Source organism: Marinomonas aquiplantarum, assembly GCF_003314975.1.
Lineage (GTDB): Bacteria > Pseudomonadota > Gammaproteobacteria > Pseudomonadales > Marinomonadaceae > Marinomonas > Marinomonas aquiplantarum.
On sequence record NZ_QNRF01000002.1, the window covers coordinates 202,892 to 221,705 of the forward strand.

Consider the following 18,814-nt stretch of genomic DNA (forward strand, 5'->3'; position numbering starts at 1 on the left):
TTTAGTCATTAGTACTAAAAATCTATGCTCAGTGAAAATAGCTCAACTTAGGTTGAGCTATTTTATATAGCTAAATCGAATATTTTTTGTTTCAATCTGCTTGTTTTGTTATAACGAATTCTGCCAATCACATGGCAATTTGTTATTGGCGCACAAAATGGCTTTTTACTATTATGTGCCACCTTATTTAAAGACCAAAAGTCTTGTGACCTAATTAATCTGGAATTCAACAGACGATATGACTTCTAAATCTCCTTTGGCGTTACTGCCACTCATTCTTTTTCTTGTACTTTTTGTTGGCAGTGGCTTGTGGTATCAATCCCAAGACGTTGACTTCGCTTTCTATCAAATTTCTGCACCGGTAGCGATTTTGCCGGCGATTGCCTTGGCCATTCTGTTGGCGAAAGGGCATTTTAATCAGCGAATTGAAACTTTTATCAATGGGGTGGGTGATAACACCATCATCACCATGATTCTGATCTATCTACTAGCCGGTGCATTTGCGAGTGTGGCAAAGAGCGTTGGTGGTGTGGATGCGACAGTAAACTTTGGTTTAAGTGTGATTCCTACTTCTTTGCTTTTGCCTGGTTTGTTTGTGATTACCGCATTTGTTGCCACTTCTATAGGAACCTCGATGGGCACCATTGCTGCCATCTCTCCCATTGCTATCGGTGTGGCTGAAGCGGCCGATCTGCCGTTATTACTTACCGTTGGTACGGTTATTGGTGGTGCTATGTTCGGTGATAACTTGTCGATCATTTCAGACACCACGATTGCGGCAACACGAACGCAAGGTTGTGACATGCGCGATAAATTCCGCATGAACTTTAAAATTGCTTTGCCTGCCGCCATCCTTACCTTGGTTTGGCTATTCTTTCAAAGTTCCAATGCGCAAATTGCCGATATTGGCGACTATGAGCTGATCCGTATTTTGCCTTATGTGGCGGTATTAGGGTTGGCTGTTGCGGGTGTTAATGTGATCTTAGTATTGTTCAGTGGCATTGTTTTGGCTGGTGGTATTGGTTTGTTCATGCAAGCTGACTACACCGTAGCGACTTGGTCTAAAGACATTTATGCTGGCTATACTGGTATGCAGGAAATCTTGATCTTGTCTTTGTTGATTGGCGGTTTGGCCGCCTTGATGAAGTCACAGGGTGGTCTTGATTGGTTGGTTGGTGCCATTGAGCGTATTAGCCGTGCGTTGGGTGCCAAACAAGGTTCAACCCGCGCAGGCGAGTTGAGCATCAGTGCTTCTGTTGCTTTGACGAACTTATGTACCGCGAACAACACGGTTTCTATCTTGATTAACGGTTCGGTTGCGAAAAACATTGCCGAGCGTTACAGCGTTGATCCGAAGCGCAGTGCGAGTTTATTGGATATTTTCTCATGCGTGGTACAAGGTATTTTACCTTACGGAGCGCAAATCCTTTTAGCTTCCTCATTAGCTAAGGTGTCGCCACTGGCACTGGTTGGTTATGTGCAGTACTCTTGGTTGCTTGCGGCGGTGGCCTTGCTGTCCATCCTAGTTGGTTGGCCAAAAGCAAAAGCTTAGTTTTACCTCGCAAAACGAGAGCTGTTTCCTGCTCTCGGTAAACCAATATTGTGAAAAGCCTGAATGCCTGATGATAGGGATTCAGGCTTTTTGCGTCATTGCACATCGCTGATTAATAAGGACATCACTTGAAGCACACCAGTCATCTCAAAGCCGAATTAATTTTAATCTTAGTGACCATTATTGCTGGTCTTGGTTGGATTTTCTCGAAAGAAGCCTTGGTTGGGTTGCCACCCTTATTTTTCATGGGCGTGCGCTTTTTGGTCGCGGGATTTGTGTTATTTCTTGTAGGTCAAAAGTTCTTTCGTGGCTTGAGTTGGCAGGGAATTCGTCAAGCTTGTTATGTTGGCGTTTTGTTTGGTGTCACCATGATGTTTTGGGTGACTGGACTGGATCAAGGTTCTAACTTGGGAGTCGGTGCTTTTATCACGAGTTTAGGTGTGGTGTTAGCGCCTTTGGTCGCGCGTTTTATGTTTGCGGAACGGCCTCCGATGAGTATTTGGGTGGCGTTGCCATTTGCTATCGTAGGTTTAGGCTTTTTGGCCTTGAATAATGGCTTGGATTTTGAGGTCGCGCATTTTTATTTCTTAGGCGCTGCGGTAGGGTCGGCATTGCAATTAAATCTATTGTCGCGCTTTTCGATGCGAATGCATGTGTTGGTGCTGACAGCGATTCAGTTGTTTGCTGCTGGCGCGGTATTGCTGGGGCTGTCTTTGCTGTTTGAACCTTTGCCGCACAGTATCAGTATCAGTGTGGCGGGCTGGTTTTTAGCCAGTACCTTGATCGCCAGTAGCTTACGTTTTTTACTGCAAACTTATGGCATGAGTCTCACCCCCGTCAGTCACGCAGCGGTGATTATGAACCTTGAGCCAGTATGGACCGCCATTTTTGCTGTTTTTTGGTTCAATGAAATCATGAGTGCTGGGCAAGTATTTGGCTGTGTGCTGATTTTTGTTGCCATGCTGGTTAGTCGATGGCCACAAATTCGTTCGATACTACGTCGTACTAGAGCAGCTTAATCTGGCAGAATTTGATCAATCACATTGTTGTAGAGTTGAATCATTTCTAAGCTGAGTGGGCGCTGTTGAAACTCCCAACGAGCCAACAAACCTTCGGTTAAGGTCACTAACATTTCGATGCGTGACGCCGCTTCGTTTGTGCTCAGGGTAGGCTGGCGAGTTTGCAGAATTTGAATTGCGTGCTGCTGTAGGCAGTTTTTAGAATCCTGACATATTTCAAAGACCACAGGATTACGAGCGGCTTCGGCTTGGATTTCTGCGTGCATCACACGGATTTTTTTCGTCTCTTCACTATCGTCTAAGAAGTGTCGGTCTAGCCATTTTTCTTTATCCAGAAAAGATGACATGAATTGTAATTTTTTTTGTGTAGACTGCTCTACTAAGGCACGAATAATGTCGTCTTTGTGAGCAAAGTAGCGATAGATCTGACCAACGCTTAATCCTGCTGATTTGGCAATTTCGCTCATGCTGGCTTTGTGAAAGCCTTTAGTGAGTACGTGCTGCTCCGTGGCATCAATAATGCATTGTATGCGTTGGTTTTTAAGACAAGGCTGTTTACTACTTCTCATTTATTTGCACGTTTAGGTCATGTATTTGGGATTTGGCTTAGATTATAGTTTTGTGAATGATCATTCTCAATGTTTCTAAAGGAAGTCTCCTCAATGTTGTCTAAATTTAAATATGCTTCAAGTTTATTACTTGTTTTGGTACTTGTTGGCTGTCAGGAAGAGGCTTCTGAGTCTAAATCTGCAGCACCAAAGGCTCAAAAAGTTCCCGTTGGTGTCGTAACGATCGAACCACAAACTACGGAATTAATTGCTGAGCTGCCCGGTCGAACGACATCAAGCTTGGTCGCTGAAATTCGACCACAAGTTGGCGGTATTGTTGAGAAGCGCTTCTTTGAAGAAGGACAAGACGTTAAAACCGGTGATGTCTTGTATGAGTTAGATGATTCCACTTATGTTTCCTCTTATAAGCAAGCGCAAGCAGACTTAGAATCAAGTAATGCCAGCTTGAAGTCGGCGCAACTTAAATATGACCGCTACAAAGAGTTGCGTAAGCAAAATAACGTCTCACAGCAAGACTTAGACGATGCTCAAGTGGCTTTTTTAGAAGCGAAAGCCAAGCAAAAAGGGTCTGAAGCCGCATTGGAATCGGCCAAAATTAATTTAGGCTACACCAAAATTCGTGCACCGATCGACGGACGCATTGGTATTTCGCAAGTGACGGTAGGTGCGCTGGTAACAGGTAGCCAATCAACGGTCATGACCACCATACGTTCTTTAGATCCTATTTTCGTTGATTTAGCGCAAACCAGCTTGGATCAGTTAAAACAACGTACTTTGCTAAAGCAAGATGGGGTTGAAAAAGGCACCAACAAAGTTTCCTTGATTCTTGAGGACGGCACACAATACGAATATGAAGGGCAACTGAAAGCCCGTGAGGTCAGTGTGGATGAAAGCACTGGTAGTGTGACGTTACGTGCAGAATTTCCTAATCCAGATGATCTTTTGCTACCAGGGATGTTTGTCCGAGGCTTAATTCATGAAGCCACGCACACGCAAGCCTTATTAGTGCCACAGCAGGGGGTGGCTCGTGATGTGAAGGGAAATCCAATTGCCTATGTGGTGAATGATCAGAACATCATTGAGAAACGTATTTTGACCGTGGAACGGGCTATTGATAATCAATGGTTAGTGCTATCTGGAATTAATGCTGGCGACAAAGTAGTGGTCGAAGGCTCTTTGAAAATCCGTTCGGGCAGTGAAGTCATGGCTTCACCAATGGTTCGTGATGAAAAGACTGGTGAGATCGTCGACAGTAATCAGGCTTCAGCAGCACAAGGGAATTAATCTATGTTAGCGCAATTTTTTATCAATCGTCCGGTGTTCGCGTGGGTTATTTCCATTGCGATCATGTTGGTCGGTCTGGCATCGATTAATACTTTGCCGATTGGACAATACCCTAACGTTGCCCCCCCAACGGTGAGCATTTCTGCAACCTATTCTGGTGCTTCTGCTGAAACAGTGGAAAACAGTGTTACTCAAGTGTTAGAGCAACAACTAACGGGTCTTGATGGTCTGTTGTATTTCTCGTCGTCAAGCAGCTCTTCTGGTCGAACCAGTATCAATGTGACCTTTGAACAGGGGACGGATGCGGACATTGCACAGGTACAAGTGCAAAATAAAATCCAACAAGTGACTTCCAGTCTACCTAACTCGGTTCAGCAGAATGGGGTTACCGTTGAGAAATCCAATACGGATTTCTTGTTAGTGGCGGCCATTTATGACGAAACGGATACGGATACGGCAAGCGATATTTCAGACTTTTTGGTGTCCAGTATTCAGGACCCGGTTTCCCGTGTTGATGGTATTGGTAGCGTACAGGTTTTTGGTGCTGAATATGCAATGCGTATCTGGCTTGATCCACTGAAGCTGGCGTCTTATAAGTTGATGCCATCGGATATCTCTGCTGCGATTACGGCGCAAAACACACAAGTTGCAGCGGGTAGCCTTGGTGCTTACCCTATTGTTGACGGTCAAGAATTGAACGTGACGGTGACCGCACAGTCTAAATTGCAAACGGTTGAACAATTTGAAAACATCATATTGGCCTACGATGACAGCGGCGCAACGGTACGTTTGAGTGATGTTGCAAAAGTAGAATTGGGCAGTGAAAGTTATTCTTTCATTCCTCGTTTGAATGGTCACCCAGCCTCTGGTATGGCGGTTATGTTGGCGCCTGGCGCGAATGCTTTATCGACATCGGAAGCGGTTAAAAACGTACTTGCTGGGTTGGAAAAGAACCTGCCTGATGGTTACAAGTTATCTTTCCCAGTAGACAACACCAGTTTTATTAAAATCTCGATTGAGGAAGTGGTTAAAACCTTATTCGAAGCCATCGCACTGGTGGTGATCGTGATGTTTGTGTTCCTACAGAATTGGCGAGCGACTTTGATTCCTGCCATCGCAGTACCCGTTGTCTTATTGGGTACGTTTGGTGTGTTGGAGTTGTTTGGCTTTTCCATCAATACTCTGACCATGTTTGGTATTGTACTGTCGATAGGGCTACTGGTAGACGATGCCATCGTGGTGGTAGAAAATGTCGAGCGGGTGATGGAAGAAGATAAACTGTCACCAAAAGAAGCCACCATAAAATCAATGAAAGAGATTACCAGTGCTTTGATCGGTATTGCCGTGGTGTTATCGGCGGTTTTCCTACCTATGGCATTTTTCAGCGGTTCAACTGGGGTGATTTATCGTCAGTTCTCGATCACCATTGTGGCCGCGATGACTCTATCGGTTGTGGTGGCGCTGACACTGACGCCAGCTTTGTGTGCGACCATGCTCAAGCCCAACCACCATGCGGCTAAAAAAGGCTTAGGTGGCTGGTTTAATCGTAATTTTGATCGTGCGACCAATAAGTATTTTGGTGGTGTCAGCAGCATCATCAAGCGTCCAGTTCGTTGGATGATTGTTTATGGCGCCATTGTTGCTGGCTTAGCTGGCTTGATGATGAATTTGCCGTCAGGTTTCTTACCTACAGAAGACCAAGGTCGAGTCATGGTGATGGTGTCGTTACCGGAAGGGGCGTCTTTGGCTCGTACGGATAAAGTGATGCGCCAAGTGGAACAGCACTTTATGGTGGCTGAGAAAGCCAATGTGGATGCTATCTTCACCATTTCAGGCTTTAACTTCATGGGGACCGGGCAAAATGCAGGTTTGGCCTTTATTGCCCTAAAAGACTGGAGTGAGCGTGTTGGTCCAGCCAACAGTGCAGGGGCCATTGTGGGTCGATCTTACGGCGCGTTTGCTGGCATTAAAGATGCAATGATCTTTTCTTTGATACCACCTTCTATACAGGGATTGGGGCAAAGTAGTGGCTTCACTTTCCAGCTGCTAGCGAGCGGCAACACTGACCGAGACACTCTGTTGTCTATGCGTGATACTTTGTTGAGTAATGCCAATGCCAGTCCGCTATTAACAGGAGTGCGTTTGGGTTCTCAATCGGAAGCGCCACAGTTGCACATTGATATAGACCAAGAAAAAGCATCGGCTTTAGGTCTGTCGATGTCGGACATCAGCTCGACCTTAAGCAGTGCTTGGGCGGGCAGTTATGTAAATGACTTCGTGGATCGTGGTCGCGTGAAAACTGTTTATATGCAAGGTGAAGCGGGATATCGCTCTTCTCCAGAAGATCTACAACATTGGTACGTGCGCGGCAGTGACAACACCATGACACCTTTCTCCGCTTTTGCGAACAGTGAATGGACTTACGGTCCAAAAACATTGAGTCGCTTTAATGGCTCGGCGTCATACCAGATCCAGGGTTCTGGTGCCGATGGTGTGAGTTCCGGTGCGGCGATGGATGAATTGCAGCGTTTGTCTGATGAGCTGCCAGCTGGCACCACAGGGGCTTGGAGTGGTTTGTCATACCAAGAACGTTTATCAAGTGGTCAAACGCAAATTTTGTACGCCATTTCTATCCTTGTCGTTTTCTTATGTTTGGCGGCCTTGTATGAAAGTTGGACTGTACCATTGTCAGTGATATTAGTGATTCCATTAGGGGTGATTGGTGCCGCTGCGGCAGCACATTTGCGTGGTTTGGAAAATGATGTGTATTTCCAAGTCGCCTTGTTGACCACTATTGGTTTGTCCTCAAAGAATGCAATCTTGATTGTGGAGTTTGCCGAAGCGGCTTATCGTCGAGGGGTTAATGTATGGGAAGCGGCGGCATTGGCAGCGCGCCTTCGTTTACGTCCTATTATCATGACGTCCATGGCCTTCATTGTGGGCACCTTGCCTTTGGCCTTGTCTAGTGGTGCTGGTGCCAACAGCCGTATTTCGATTGGTTCAGGCATTGTTGGTGGTACATTGACGGCAACCGTTTTGGCGATTTTCTTCGTGCCTTTGTTTTTTGTGATTGTACGTCGTATCTTCCCAAAACGCCCTGATGGTTTATCTTCAACAGAACATGACGGTTAAGACATAGTCGTTTAAACAGGTCATGAAAAAGGAGCCGATTGGCTCCTTTTTTGTGACAAAATAGAAAGTATGAGGGATTTAAATCAAACGCTTTCGAATATTTACGACAACAATTTCTGCGACGATAACCACAGCAAAAATGGCTAACAAAGACAAAGCGACTCTGTCCCATTGGAATAAGTTCATCGAATCGTCTAACACGACACCAATCCCCCCTGCACCCACTAACCCGAGAACCGCCGACTCACGCACGTTAATGTCCCAACGAAATAAGACGATGCTGAAAAAAGCCGGTAATACCTGCGGCCAATAGCCTTTGAGCAAAATGGATAACCAAGAGGCGCCTGTGGCTTTTAGTGCTTCAATGGAGCCCATGTTAACTTCTTCGATTGCTTCTCCTAATAGCTTGCCGACAAAGCCAATAGAGCGAAAGGCGATGGCTAATACTCCAGCAATAACTCCAGGTCCAAAGATGGAGACAAACAGTAGAGCCCATACCAAAGAGTTAACTGATCGTGAAGATACTAAGAAGAATCGAGAGATCCAGTGACACCAGGCAGAACTCACAATATTGCTGGCATTCATTAGTGCTAACGGAATCGCAAAGATGAGAGTGATAAGTGTGCCCAGCGTAGCGATGTTGAGCGTTTCAATCATAGCGTCGTGCACGGCAACAGGGTAATACGCAAAATCAATTGGCCACATACGCGCAAACATATCGGCCATTTGTTCAGGTGCGTCCAATAAAAACTCGGGAATCACCTCAACGGATTTAATCGATTGAACAAAGGCTATGATGAGTACCAGATAAACAGCATAGCGAGACAATTTCTGCTTTAGTGTAAAGCGCTGCCAGTGATGATCTATTGTGTTCATAATGTATATTCCTAGGTCAGGCTAGCGAAAAATGCGACGAACGATGTTGGATAGAAATTCGCCAAACATAATCAGTGCGATGATGACGATCAGGATGGCGGCGACAAAATCATAATCAAAGCGTTGGAAGGCGGAGAAAAGTGTGCCGCCAAGTCCACCAGCACCGACAATTCCGACCATGGTCGAGTTACGTAGATTGGAGTCGAGTTGATAGGTGGAAAAACCAATAAAGCGTGAAAACACCTGTGGCATGACAGAGAATAAAATAATGCTGGTAAAGCCTGCGCCTGTGGCACGGATGGCTTCAACTTGTTTCAGAGAGATTTCTTCAATGGCTTCCGCAAAGAGTTTGGCAATAAAGCCAACAGACGCCACGATCAAGGTTAAAATCCCAGCCAATGCACCAAATCCCACGCTTTTTACAAACAAGATTGCAATGATGACAGGGTGAAAGGTACGACAAAGGGCGATCAACATTCGCACAGGCGTGCTGACCCAAGTTGGCATTAGGTTTCGAGCGGCAAATAAGCCCAAAAAAAGAGATAGAAAAATGCCAAAAATACTCGAAATAATGGCAATTTCTAAGCTTTCAATAAGGCCGCTGAGTAATAGAGACCAGCGACTAAAGTTTGGCGGAACCATTCGTCCCAAAAGGTTACTAGCATGACCAAGGCCATCGCTAAAACGCTCCCAACTCAATCCCATTGCTTGAAAAGAATACACCACATAACAGATAACGATGAGCCAAGTGGCAGTAACAAACCAGTTTTGTTTAAAAGGGTTTTCTCGATTTTGTGGGGAATTTATACCAGCCATGATTCACCTCCGTAGATTTGTTTCAGGTGCTCATCAGTAATGCCTTCTGGCGGCCCATCATAAACAACTACGCCATTACTCATGCCAATCATACGTTTGGCAAATCGGCTAGCCAGTTTTACGTCGTGTATATTGACCAGAGTGGGCAATTGTTTTTCATCTGAGAATCGTTGTAAAAGCTCCATGATCTCGACGGCAGTTTTAGGGTCAAGTGAAGAGGTTGGCTCATCGGCCAATAGAATTCTTGGGTTTTGCATGACGGCTCTGGCAATACCAACTCGTTGGCGTTGACCGCCAGATAGGCTGTCTGCACGTTTCTTAGCGTGTTCGCTTAAGCCAACGGCTTCCAATAATTCAAATGCTGTATTGATGTCTTGTTGACTGAATTTTCGACGCCATGCTTTCCATGCTGACATATAGCCGAGACGACCAGTTAGGACATTTTCTATTACGGTCAGTCGCTCAACCAGATTGTACTCTTGAAATACCATGCCGACTTGGCGGCGCAGTTTGCGTAATTGTGATCCCTTTGCAAGGCAAAGGTCACTGTCATCAAATAATATTTGTCCATCAGTAGGGTCAATTAAGCGGTTAATACAACGCAATAGGGTACTTTTACCGGTTCCAGAGGGGCCGATAATGGCAACAATACCTGGCTCAGTAATGTGAATGTCGATCCCTTTTAAAATCGGGTTACCTGCGGTGTATTCTTTTTTTAAGCCTCGAATTTCAAGGAAGTTTGAGTGCTCAGCGGTGTTATGAGTGACAGACATAGTGTTTCCTAAAGACAAAGAATGCCAAGCAACCTGATGACTCAGGTTGCTGGTCTTTATGTAAATGAGGTATTCAGTTAAAGGCGGTTTACTGGGTTTTACTGGCCGCTGCTTTAGCCGCTTTTGCTCTTTTAGCGGCGGCTTTGGCTGCATCGGCTTCGGCTAACTGCTTCAGTCCCGCTTTGGTATAGGCTGTGCCAGATGCGTGAGCAATGTCGCGAATGACTTGCCATTCTTCCTTGTATGTCACAGGGAAAAAGCGGTCAGCACCACCAAAGGTTTGCTGCATGTCAGCTGGGAAGCGGAAGGTGAAGAAAGCCTCTTTAATTTTTTCAACCAATTCAGGGTTTAAGTCATGAGCGTAGCCGAAAGAGGACGTTGGGAAACGAGGGCTGGTATAAATAATACGGAAGTCCTCTTTGTTGATACGTTTGGCATCCACCATGCGTTTAAACACGTCAGATGCAACAGGTGCGGCTTCATAGTCGCCAGATAACACGCCCATGACAGATTGGTCATGCTTGCCAGAATATTTCACTTCATAGTCTTTATCCGGTGTGAGTCCAAGTGCAGGGAAGATGGCTCGCGGTGCTAAGTTACCCGAATTGGAAGAGGCCGACGTGTGAGCGACGACTTTGCCTTTTAAATCGGTCATTTGCTGAATGTCACTGTCTTGTCGCACAATTGTGATCAGGTTATAACCCTGAAAAGACTCTTCTGTTCCTTTTACGGCAATAGGAACTAAGCCGCCTAAATTCACAGCATAGCCTGTTGGCCCTGTTGAAAAGCCTGCTATGTGCAATCGACCAGAACGTAACGCCTCGACTTCCGCAGCATTTGAGTGGACTGTGTAATACACTACTTTTTTGCCAGTGACGTCGCTCAGGTATTTTTGGAAATCACTAAAGGCGTCTTTATAGACGGCTGGATCTTCAACTGGGGTGTAAGTAAAGACAAGCGTGCTTGGATCACGCCATTGGCTTGAGTCTTTTGGCAGGTCAGCAACTAGATCGTAATTTTCGTCGCAGAATTTATCGTCCAAAACGCCACGATAGCTACAGTCATCCGCTAAGGTTGTGGTGGCACCTAACAGTAATGAGCTCGATAGCACTAAACCTGTTAATAATTTAATAGGCATTATTGTTTTCCTCATGATGTATTTTTTTATTGTTATCACCGGTCGGGAGGTTCCGTTGTCGGAGATGAGATAACCCCACTTCAAGGTCGGGTCGATTCTCATACAGCAAGGCCAATGCCAATGTTAAAAAATATAATAAAAACAATATTTTGCATTTATTTTCTCATTTTGTTTTATTTGCTTGGGACGCTTTAGTCTCATGACAAAATGCGAAATGGGTCATTCGTGTCCTTCGGGCTCGGTTGATTTATATTGTTGTTTATCTAATTGGTGTTTTTTCATTTTTCGGTACAAGGTTTTGCGTGACATATCCAGCAGTTCGGCCGCTTCATTTAATTGCCCATGTGTGGCTCGTAAGCCTTCTTCAATAATGTGACGTTCAAATTGATCCATACGTTCTTCGTAGCTGCCATTGATGTCATCCTGATGTTTGATTGACGCCAGTGATGTTTCGCTAATGCCGAGCACAAAGCGATCGGTGGCGTTTTTTAGTTCACGTACATTGCCCGGCCACTGATGTTGAATTAAATAATCTAGGTAGGAGGGGGTGATGCTAGGCAGTGCCCGAGAAAAATGCTCAGAAGCTTTTCGAGCATAGTGATGAAAAAGAGGCAAGATGTCTTCGGGTCGATCTCTAAGAGGCGGTATGGTGAGGCTGGCGACATTGAGTCGGTAAAATAAATCCTGACGAAATTTTCCTTCCTCTCCGAGTTGTGCGAGGTTTTCTTTGCTGGCGGCAATGACGGTGAGTTCAACGGGAATGGGCGTGGTACTACCCACTCGCTCTATGGTACGTTCCTGTAGCACTCGCAGTAGTTTGATCTGCACTGGAAGAGGCATGGTTTCGATTTCATCTAAAAACAATGTGCCCCCATTCGCAGCTTCGATCTTGCCGATATGGCGTTTATTGGCACCAGTAAAGGAGCCTGCTTCATGGCCAAACAACTCGCTTTCGATTAGGCTTTCGCTGATACCGCCACAATTAATGGCTATGAAGCGACCTTTGTTTCTGAGACTGAATTGATGCAATGCTCTAGCAACCACATCTTTTCCACATCCTGTTTCACCATAAATAATGGTGTCAACGTTCGCTTGTGCCAGAGAGGATATGTGCTGGCGAATGTTTTTGATGGCCGCTGACTCGCCAATAATTGAGGCTTCTAGCCCGGTTTGTTGGGCAAGATTTTGTTTGAGTTTGCGGTTCTCTAATACCAGCTGGCGTTTTTCAGATGCTCTTTGTAATTGGTTAATGAGCTGAGCTGGTTGCAAGGGCTTTTCAAGAAAGTCATACGCACCTTCTTTCATGGCTTCAATGGCCATTGGTATGTCACCGTGACCACTCATTAGTAACACTGGTAGTTCATTATCTAACTCTTGCAAGTGAGCCAGTAAATTCATGCCATTCATTTTTGGCATTCTGACATCGCTCAATACCACAACAGGGCTGTTTTTATCGAGTAATGAGATGGCTTTATCTGCTCGGCTGTAGCTCTCGATTTGGAAGCCTTCGAGCTCCAGCATTTCAGTTAATGCTTCGATAATGGTTTGATCATCGTCGATTATGATTATTTTTATTGTGTTTAGCATTTATTGTTCTGCCTTTGCTAATTCTAGGGTGAAGCGACTGCCTATCTCTGGTGTCGATGAGACTCTGATTTGACCGCCAAAGTCTTGGACTATGTTATAGCTAATGGATAAACCGAGTCCGAGTCCTTGTCCTACCTCTTTTTGGGTGAAAAAAGGATCAAAAATTTGCTCTATTTGATTCTCTTCAATGCCAATGCCGGTATCTGTTACATCTATGAATATTCTATTGTTTCGTTCATATACTTGGATAGTCAGCCGTTTGATAGCAGCACTTGAGAGAGCGTCAACAGCATTACTGATGAGATTCACCATGACCTGCTCTAAGCGAATGGGTTCCGCTAAAACATAAAGCGAGGAAGCGCTCATCTGATAATCAAGTTGGCAGCTTTGGTCATCAATTTGACTCGACATGAGTTCGATCGCGTCCCGAATAACCGCATCTAAGCAAACCGGTGTGAGCTCTGTTCCGGCAACACGAGCGAAGGCTTTGAGATGCTTGGTGATGCGAGTGATTTTGGTGAGCAGCAGGCTGATCTTTTGTAAGCTGGTTTGTGCCTTATCCATTTGGGCTTTTTCCATATGTCGTCCTGCGGTATGCAAATGGCTGGCAATGGCGGTGAGTGGTTGATTGATCTCATGGGTAATTCCAACGCCAAGCTTACCTAGTGCTGCGAGCTTACCAGCTTGCACCAATTCGTTTTGAGCAGCTTTTAATTGTGCTTCTGCTGCGACTCTCTCTTCTATTTCTGCGGCGAGTGTTTGATTGGTCTGCTCAACTTGTATTGCCGTTTTCTGAAAGTATTGGAGATCACGAGCCATACTAGACACTTCGTCATGTCCTACAATGCGGATTTTAGTGTCCAATTGGGAGCTGGCAATGGCACGCATATTCTGTTGCAACTCAATAATGCGTTGTAATACGTTGCGACGTACATAAAACCAAGAAATAGCACAAGCAATGCTCAGACTAATAAGAGACAGAAGTAAAATATTACGAATGCTGCCATGGATAGATTTAATTGCTCTTTCGAGTGAGCCACGAATACTGGTGTTAGTATCATTCGTATATTGATTGATTTGTGCCGCTAATTGTTGAATATGTTGTTGGCTGTTTTCTAAGAGAAAGCTTTGCTGGTAGAGCAGATCGAGCTCTTCGTTTTTAAGCTGAAAAAGTGGCCCTTTTCTGGAACTCATTGTGAGCAAGTCAAATAATGATTCTTGTAAGGAACTTGGAACCTGTGGGAGTAGAGTGAGGTATTCTGCTATTTCGGCTCCTAACTTTTCTAACCTTAAAAAGGTGTAGTCTAACTCGTTAAAGGACGTATCGTTGCTGACTTTTTCAATTAAACCAGAGAAATAGTAGAGTCGATGTATGACCTCCTCCAACTCAGGAGTAGAGTGGATCTGATCTATTTGATAAATGACATCTTGGAATAACGGAAAAACAAACAAAGAATGTTTGGCGAGTTCCTGTCTGATCACTTCTCGACGTTCTACACTCTGATTTAACAGCGTCAAACTGTTGCTGATTTGTGTAATAAGCTCAAGAAAGTAGCGATTATAATCCGGTAGATTGCGCATCAACGAATCCATTTCACGGATGGCAGAGTTGAGCTCGCGCATGGCTTTGTCTCTGGCAACGGAAGAGTCACTGGTCACGAGAAGTGGTGCAGTAGCTACAATTTGTCGACTTTTATCGTTTAACCGAGCGGCCGCATCCAGTCCCGGAATATCTTGCTGCTTTAACAACAAAAGGCGATCACTAAGTTGCAAATAGGTGTTGGTTGCCATCCCACTTGCCACAATAGTGATAGAAGATATCAAAACAAAAGCTAAAAATAGCCTACCGCCAATACCAATATTACGAAGCCAAGAAAAGCTGGGAATCCCCATTTATGTACGTCCTATTATTTTTATAATTCGTTTACCTAATGAAAGATTGATGCCAACTTAGACGTCTCTATTTTATTAGGTATGAGGCTTATATTGCGGACAAAAATGTCCCATCACAAGTGTTTGCTGTTTTTTGAGATCCGAGTTAGTACTCATGGCATTCGTTCTTTTGCGGATTTAGAGGTGGTCGCCGTGAATGCACTTGGTGTGTTATGTGAGTTGAGTCCGTTAAAGTAATTGTAAACATTAACCTTAGGCTCAAGCGTCTCGAGGTTTTTGAGATGAGACGCTTGAGAGAATTGATTGATATTAAAGTCGCTGTAATCCCCACAGCAAATACAATCCACCTAAGATGGAAGCGACCATGCCTGCTGGGATTTCTTGTGGATAGAGCCATTGTCTGCCCAGCCAATCGGCAAATAACATCAAGAAACTGCCCACCAACGCCGCAGCTATAAGGTGCTCTTTTGCGCGATTAAAGCCCAACATACGAGCCAAATGAGGTGCCATTAAACCAACAAAGCTAAGGGGGCCAACCACCAAAGTGGCGGCGACGGTTAAGCAAGCTGAAATGGCTAATAACACTAATCTGGAGCGGCTGACTCTAACGCCTAAAGACTGAGCGCTGGCTTGACCTAGGGGCAAAATGTCTAACCATTTGGTGAATAAAAACACCAAAGAAACCAGCACAAGGGTGCAGACTAAGGTCATCAACAAGGTTTGGTAAGTGACATAGTAGGTGGAGCCCGACATCCAGGCGAGGAACTGGTAGTTACGCGGGTCGCCGCCCGCTAAGATGATGGTTTGGATAGCGTTCAACAAAGCGGTAATGGCCACACCGGTTAATAATACGCGCTCAGGTTGGAAGCCTGATTTACGATTTAGCAGGACAATGATCAACATGCTGATTGCAGCACCGATCAAGCCACTAATGTACATTCCTGTAATACCAGCCGCTAGGCCAGTATACAAAGATAAAATCAAACCTATGGCTGTCCCTGAGCTAATACCTATCACCTCAGGGCTCGCCATTGGGTTGCCACTGATGCGTTGAATGATGGTTCCGGCTACCGCCAGCATAGCTCCTGCTAGTAGCGCGGTTAATAGTCTAGGCAAACGCCAATCCAGCATTGACCATTCGCCGTTCAATAATAGCCATTGCCAGCCTTGGTTTTGCAGTGACACAGTGGAAAATACCGCTAACCCTAGTACTAGCATCGCAGCAGTGAGCAGAATAGATTTTTTGCCGAAGCGGCGTACGTGAGGCGTATGGCGTGTGAGTACGGTTTCAGTCTGTGTTTGGTGTTTCATCGACAGTTTGGGTAACAGCCATAACATTAAAGGCGCTCCCAATGCAGCCGTCGCGGCTCCGGTTTGAATGTACATTGGCATGTAACCCGGTAAAGACTGGATTAACAAATCGGTTAGGGTCAGTAGCAAAGCACCAATGATCATCGCCACAATGAGTTTTGGAGCCAATCGACGAACACCTAATAAACGTGTAATCGCTGGGGCGGCTAAGCCAATAAAACCAATCACGCCGACACTTGCCACCACCCATGAAGTAAGTAGTACGGCCAAGCCTAGACAAATAAAGCGTAATTTCGCTAAGGAAACACCTAAACTTTTTGCTCCGGACTCAGTGAGCTCTAATAGACTCAAAGGTTTGAGGAAGAGGAAAGCCGCGCCGGTGGCAATGATGACTTTAGGCAATAGGTATTGCACATTCTCCCAGCCGGTTTGTACCAGAGAGCCGGCTCCCCAAATCATTAAGCCTGAGAGCTTTTCTTCGTTGAGAATCAAAAGAACGGTACTAAAAGCACCAAAATACAGATTAATCACTAAACCGGTAATGACGACAATGGTAGGGGATAGAGCGCGTCGCCATGACAAAGCAAAAACCAATGCCATGGTGATTAAACCGCCCATAAGAGCGACCAAGCTGTGCGAAATTTCGATTAACCAAGGGGCGTACAAAGTGGCCAACATTAAACCAAAACTGGCACCTGTAGCGACCCCTAAAGTAGAGGGTGACGCAATAGGGTTGCGCAACACTTGTTGCATCAATACCCCAGCCACCGCCAATGCGGCACCACAAATTAAGGTAGTGAAGAGGCGAGGCCACCAGGTGAGAGACAGTTTGATGGAAATGACAGACTGCCAATCCGTATGAAGAAAGCTTTGCAAGGCCAGATTGAATGGCATTTGTGCGGTCAGTTGCGCATAGCAGACAGCTAAAACGGCTAACAAGAGAAGTCCGACGAAACCAAAAGGTAGAATGCGCATTAGTTTGCCTCCTGCTCTGTTATGGCTTGGGTGATAAGAGTGGCAAAACGAACCGTGGACGGAATGGCACCAAAGCTCCAAACCGGTTCAATGCGTAATACTGGATGACCTGATTCTTTAATTAGGTACTGCCATAGCCGATCTTGTTCGAGGTGTTCTTTAGCACCTGCAGGAAGTGGGTCTACGACAACAAATTGTCCTTTGATATTCAATAGATGGTCAATGCCGACTAGAGCAAAGCCCCATGCATTGGTGTCCCCCGGCCAAGCATTCTTGATACCTAATTGATTCAGCGCGATTTGATACATGCTGTTTTGACCAAAAACTCGCACATGACGAGCATCCATAAACTGAATCATGAGTAGATCTGCTTGTGGTTTGCTTGGTAAGGAGGCTTTGAGTTGCTGCAACGTACTTTCCGACCTTGTAATGAGTTGCTGTGCTGCCTCTTCTTTGCCAATCGCTGCCGCCATGGTGTTGGTGAAATTCTGCAAGGCTTGCCAATTCGCTTTGCCATCGGCATAGATAGAAATGGCGGTAACAGGCGCGATTTTTTCTAGTCTGGCTTGATGGTATTGATAAGCTGGTGAAACAAAAATATGGTCCGGTTTTAGCTCGGCTAGACGCTCTAAATTGGGTTGTGTTCTTAGGCCGATATCTACCGACTCGGCGGGGATACTTGGTTCTTTGACCCAAGCGTTGTAAGCGGCTTTTTGGGTGGCTCCAACTGGTGTTACCCCCAAACCTAATAAAGTTTCAGTATGAGACCAGTCTATGGACACTAAGCGTTGCGGCTCGGCATGCAGCGTCCAACTGCTTAGGCACAACAATAAGGTTGTCAGCCCTAAACCTTTTATCGAATGAACAATCATGGGAATTCTCACGGAAGTTGAGTGCCTTAGCTGTTAGTTTGGCATGGCAACTGGGTAGCCAGCAGGGTGATCGGCAACGTGCATGTCGATGTCGTAAATTTGCTTTAGGTGTTCTTGATTAAACAAATCTTTGACGGCGCCCGCTGCAATTAATTTACCGCTGTGCAACGCAACAATGTCATCACAAAAGCGCGCGGCCATATTGATGTCATGGATAACAATAATGACGCCAAGGTTGAGTTGCTTGCTGAGCTTTTTGATCAGGTTCAGCATGTCGACCTGATGGGCGATGTCCAAGGCAGAAAGGGGTTCATCCAACAGCAAGTACTCTGAGCGTTGAGCCAATAGCATGGCGAGCCATAAGCGTTGGCGTTCACCACCAGATAGGGTATCTACCATGCGATCTGCGTAATCCAATGTGTCGGTTAACTGCATGGCTTCTTCAATAATGGCTTTGTCTTGCTTGGTTAAGCGGCCAAGTAAGCCGTGCCAAGGGTAGCGTCCGAAACCAACTAAATCGCGCCCAGTGAGAGTGTCCGTGGAAGGCGTATGCTGAGGAAGGTAAGCGACTTTTTGTGCAAACTTTTTACTGGGCCAAGTGGATAACGTTTTATTATCCAATAAGATGTCCCCTTCAGTCGGGGATTGCTGTTGCGCCAAAAGTTTCAGTAAAGTCGATTTGCCTGAACCATTGTGTCCGACCAGAGCATAGATTTTTCCCGCTTCGAATTGCATGGAGAAATCAGACAAAAGTGAGCGATCACCAACGCGGAACTGCAGATTTTTAGACTCTATCATTCTAGAAAACCAAATAGGGTTGTGTGCGATTTAAGTTTGCCTAAGACAAACTCACATAAGCTTACATTCTATTCTTCTCATTAATAATAATGCAAATCGTTTGCAATACTATTTGGTTGAGGGTAGGCAAAGAGAGTCGGTTAAGAATTTGTGCGTGGATCAAGTCTAGGGGCTTTTAGTGTCTATATCCCTAGCCCAAATAGGATAAAAAGTCCTCTT

General features: G+C 45.3%; 15 protein-coding genes. 5 read left to right on the forward strand and 10 right to left on the reverse strand.

From position 1 onward, the window contains the following. The first annotated feature begins 238 nt into the window (after positions 1-238). A complete protein-coding gene (locus DFP76_RS04315) occupies positions 239-1,552 on the forward strand; it encodes a Na+/H+ antiporter NhaC family protein (RefSeq protein ID WP_113873438.1) in 1,314 nt (437 codons plus the stop codon). 128 nt (positions 1,553-1,680) lie between these two features. Then, on the forward strand, positions 1,681-2,571 hold the full coding sequence (locus DFP76_RS04320) for a DMT family transporter (protein WP_113873439.1): 891 nt from the start codon (positions 1,681-1,683) through the stop codon (positions 2,569-2,571). Here the strand turns inward: DFP76_RS04320 and DFP76_RS04325 are convergent. Further along, positions 2,568-3,140 carry a TetR/AcrR family transcriptional regulator gene (locus DFP76_RS04325; RefSeq protein ID WP_113873440.1) on the reverse strand — a complete coding sequence of 191 codons (573 nt, stop codon included), beginning with the start codon at positions 3,138-3,140 and terminating at the stop codon, positions 2,568-2,570. The two genes, DFP76_RS04320 and DFP76_RS04325, sit on opposite strands and share 4 nt — an antisense overlap. 93 nt (positions 3,141-3,233) lie before the next feature. Between DFP76_RS04325 and DFP76_RS04330 the strand changes: the two genes are divergently transcribed. Both DFP76_RS04330 and DFP76_RS04335 read left to right on the forward strand, forming a co-directional pair. Then, positions 3,234-4,424: an efflux RND transporter periplasmic adaptor subunit gene (locus DFP76_RS04330; RefSeq protein ID WP_113873441.1), complete on the forward strand. Its 1,191-nt coding sequence runs from the start codon at positions 3,234-3,236 to the stop codon at positions 4,422-4,424. A gap of 3 nt (positions 4,425-4,427) precedes the next feature. Continuing rightward, complete coding sequence (locus tag DFP76_RS04335) at positions 4,428-7,556, forward strand: efflux RND transporter permease subunit (protein ID WP_113873442.1); 3,129 nt, start codon at positions 4,428-4,430, stop codon at positions 7,554-7,556. 78 nt (positions 7,557-7,634) lie between these two features. Here DFP76_RS04335 and phnE (DFP76_RS04340) read toward each other — a convergent pair whose 3' ends face one another. The 6 genes from phnE (DFP76_RS04340) to DFP76_RS04365 form a co-directional block, all read right to left on the reverse strand. Then, positions 7,635-8,432, reverse strand: a complete 798-nt coding sequence (gene phnE, locus DFP76_RS04340; RefSeq protein WP_113873443.1) for a phosphonate ABC transporter, permease protein PhnE — start codon at positions 8,430-8,432, stop codon at positions 7,635-7,637. A 21-nt stretch (positions 8,433-8,453) separates the two neighbouring features. Continuing rightward, positions 8,454-9,248: a phosphonate ABC transporter, permease protein PhnE gene (gene phnE / locus DFP76_RS04345; RefSeq protein WP_113873444.1), complete on the reverse strand. Its 795-nt coding sequence runs from the start codon at positions 9,246-9,248 to the stop codon at positions 8,454-8,456. Then, on the reverse strand, positions 9,236-10,021 hold the full coding sequence (phnC, locus tag DFP76_RS04350) for a phosphonate ABC transporter ATP-binding protein (protein WP_113873445.1): 786 nt from the start codon (positions 10,019-10,021) through the stop codon (positions 9,236-9,238). Before phnC ends, phnE (DFP76_RS04345) begins: the two co-directional genes overlap by 13 nt. An 88-nt stretch (positions 10,022-10,109) precedes the next feature. Beyond that, complete coding sequence (gene phnD / locus DFP76_RS04355; protein WP_113873446.1) at positions 10,110-11,159, reverse strand: phosphate/phosphite/phosphonate ABC transporter substrate-binding protein; 1,050 nt, start codon at positions 11,157-11,159, stop codon at positions 10,110-10,112. Positions 11,160-11,378: 219 nt separating this feature from the next. After that, complete coding sequence (locus DFP76_RS04360; RefSeq protein WP_113873447.1) at positions 11,379-12,746, reverse strand: sigma-54-dependent transcriptional regulator; 1,368 nt, start codon at positions 12,744-12,746, stop codon at positions 11,379-11,381. Beyond that, a complete protein-coding gene (locus DFP76_RS04365; protein WP_245931868.1) occupies positions 12,747-14,537 on the reverse strand; it encodes a sensor histidine kinase in 1,791 nt (596 codons plus the stop codon). Between the two features lie 207 nt (positions 14,538-14,744). Here DFP76_RS04365 and DFP76_RS18325 point away from each other — a divergent pair, with 207 nt between their 5' ends. Then, positions 14,745-14,876 (forward strand): hypothetical protein, encoded by a 132-nt coding sequence (locus tag DFP76_RS18325; RefSeq protein ID WP_281269728.1) that lies wholly within the window; start codon positions 14,745-14,747, stop codon positions 14,874-14,876. A 72-nt stretch (positions 14,877-14,948) separates the two neighbouring features. Here DFP76_RS18325 and fhuB read toward each other — a convergent pair whose 3' ends face one another. From fhuB to DFP76_RS04380, 3 genes are read right to left on the reverse strand one after another with little or no spacing between them, the layout of a single operon-like run. Continuing rightward, positions 14,949-16,925, reverse strand: coding sequence for a Fe(3+)-hydroxamate ABC transporter permease FhuB (gene fhuB / locus DFP76_RS04370; RefSeq protein WP_113873449.1), 1,977 nt, complete (start codon positions 16,923-16,925; stop codon positions 14,949-14,951). Further along, positions 16,925-17,797 (reverse strand): ABC transporter substrate-binding protein, encoded by an 873-nt coding sequence (locus tag DFP76_RS04375; protein WP_113873450.1) that lies wholly within the window; start codon positions 17,795-17,797, stop codon positions 16,925-16,927. Before DFP76_RS04375 ends, fhuB begins: the two co-directional genes overlap by 1 nt. Positions 17,798-17,830: 33 nt before the next feature. After that, a complete protein-coding gene (locus DFP76_RS04380; protein WP_113873451.1) occupies positions 17,831-18,595 on the reverse strand; it encodes an ABC transporter ATP-binding protein in 765 nt (254 codons plus the stop codon). Positions 18,596-18,814: the final 219 nt, after the last annotated feature.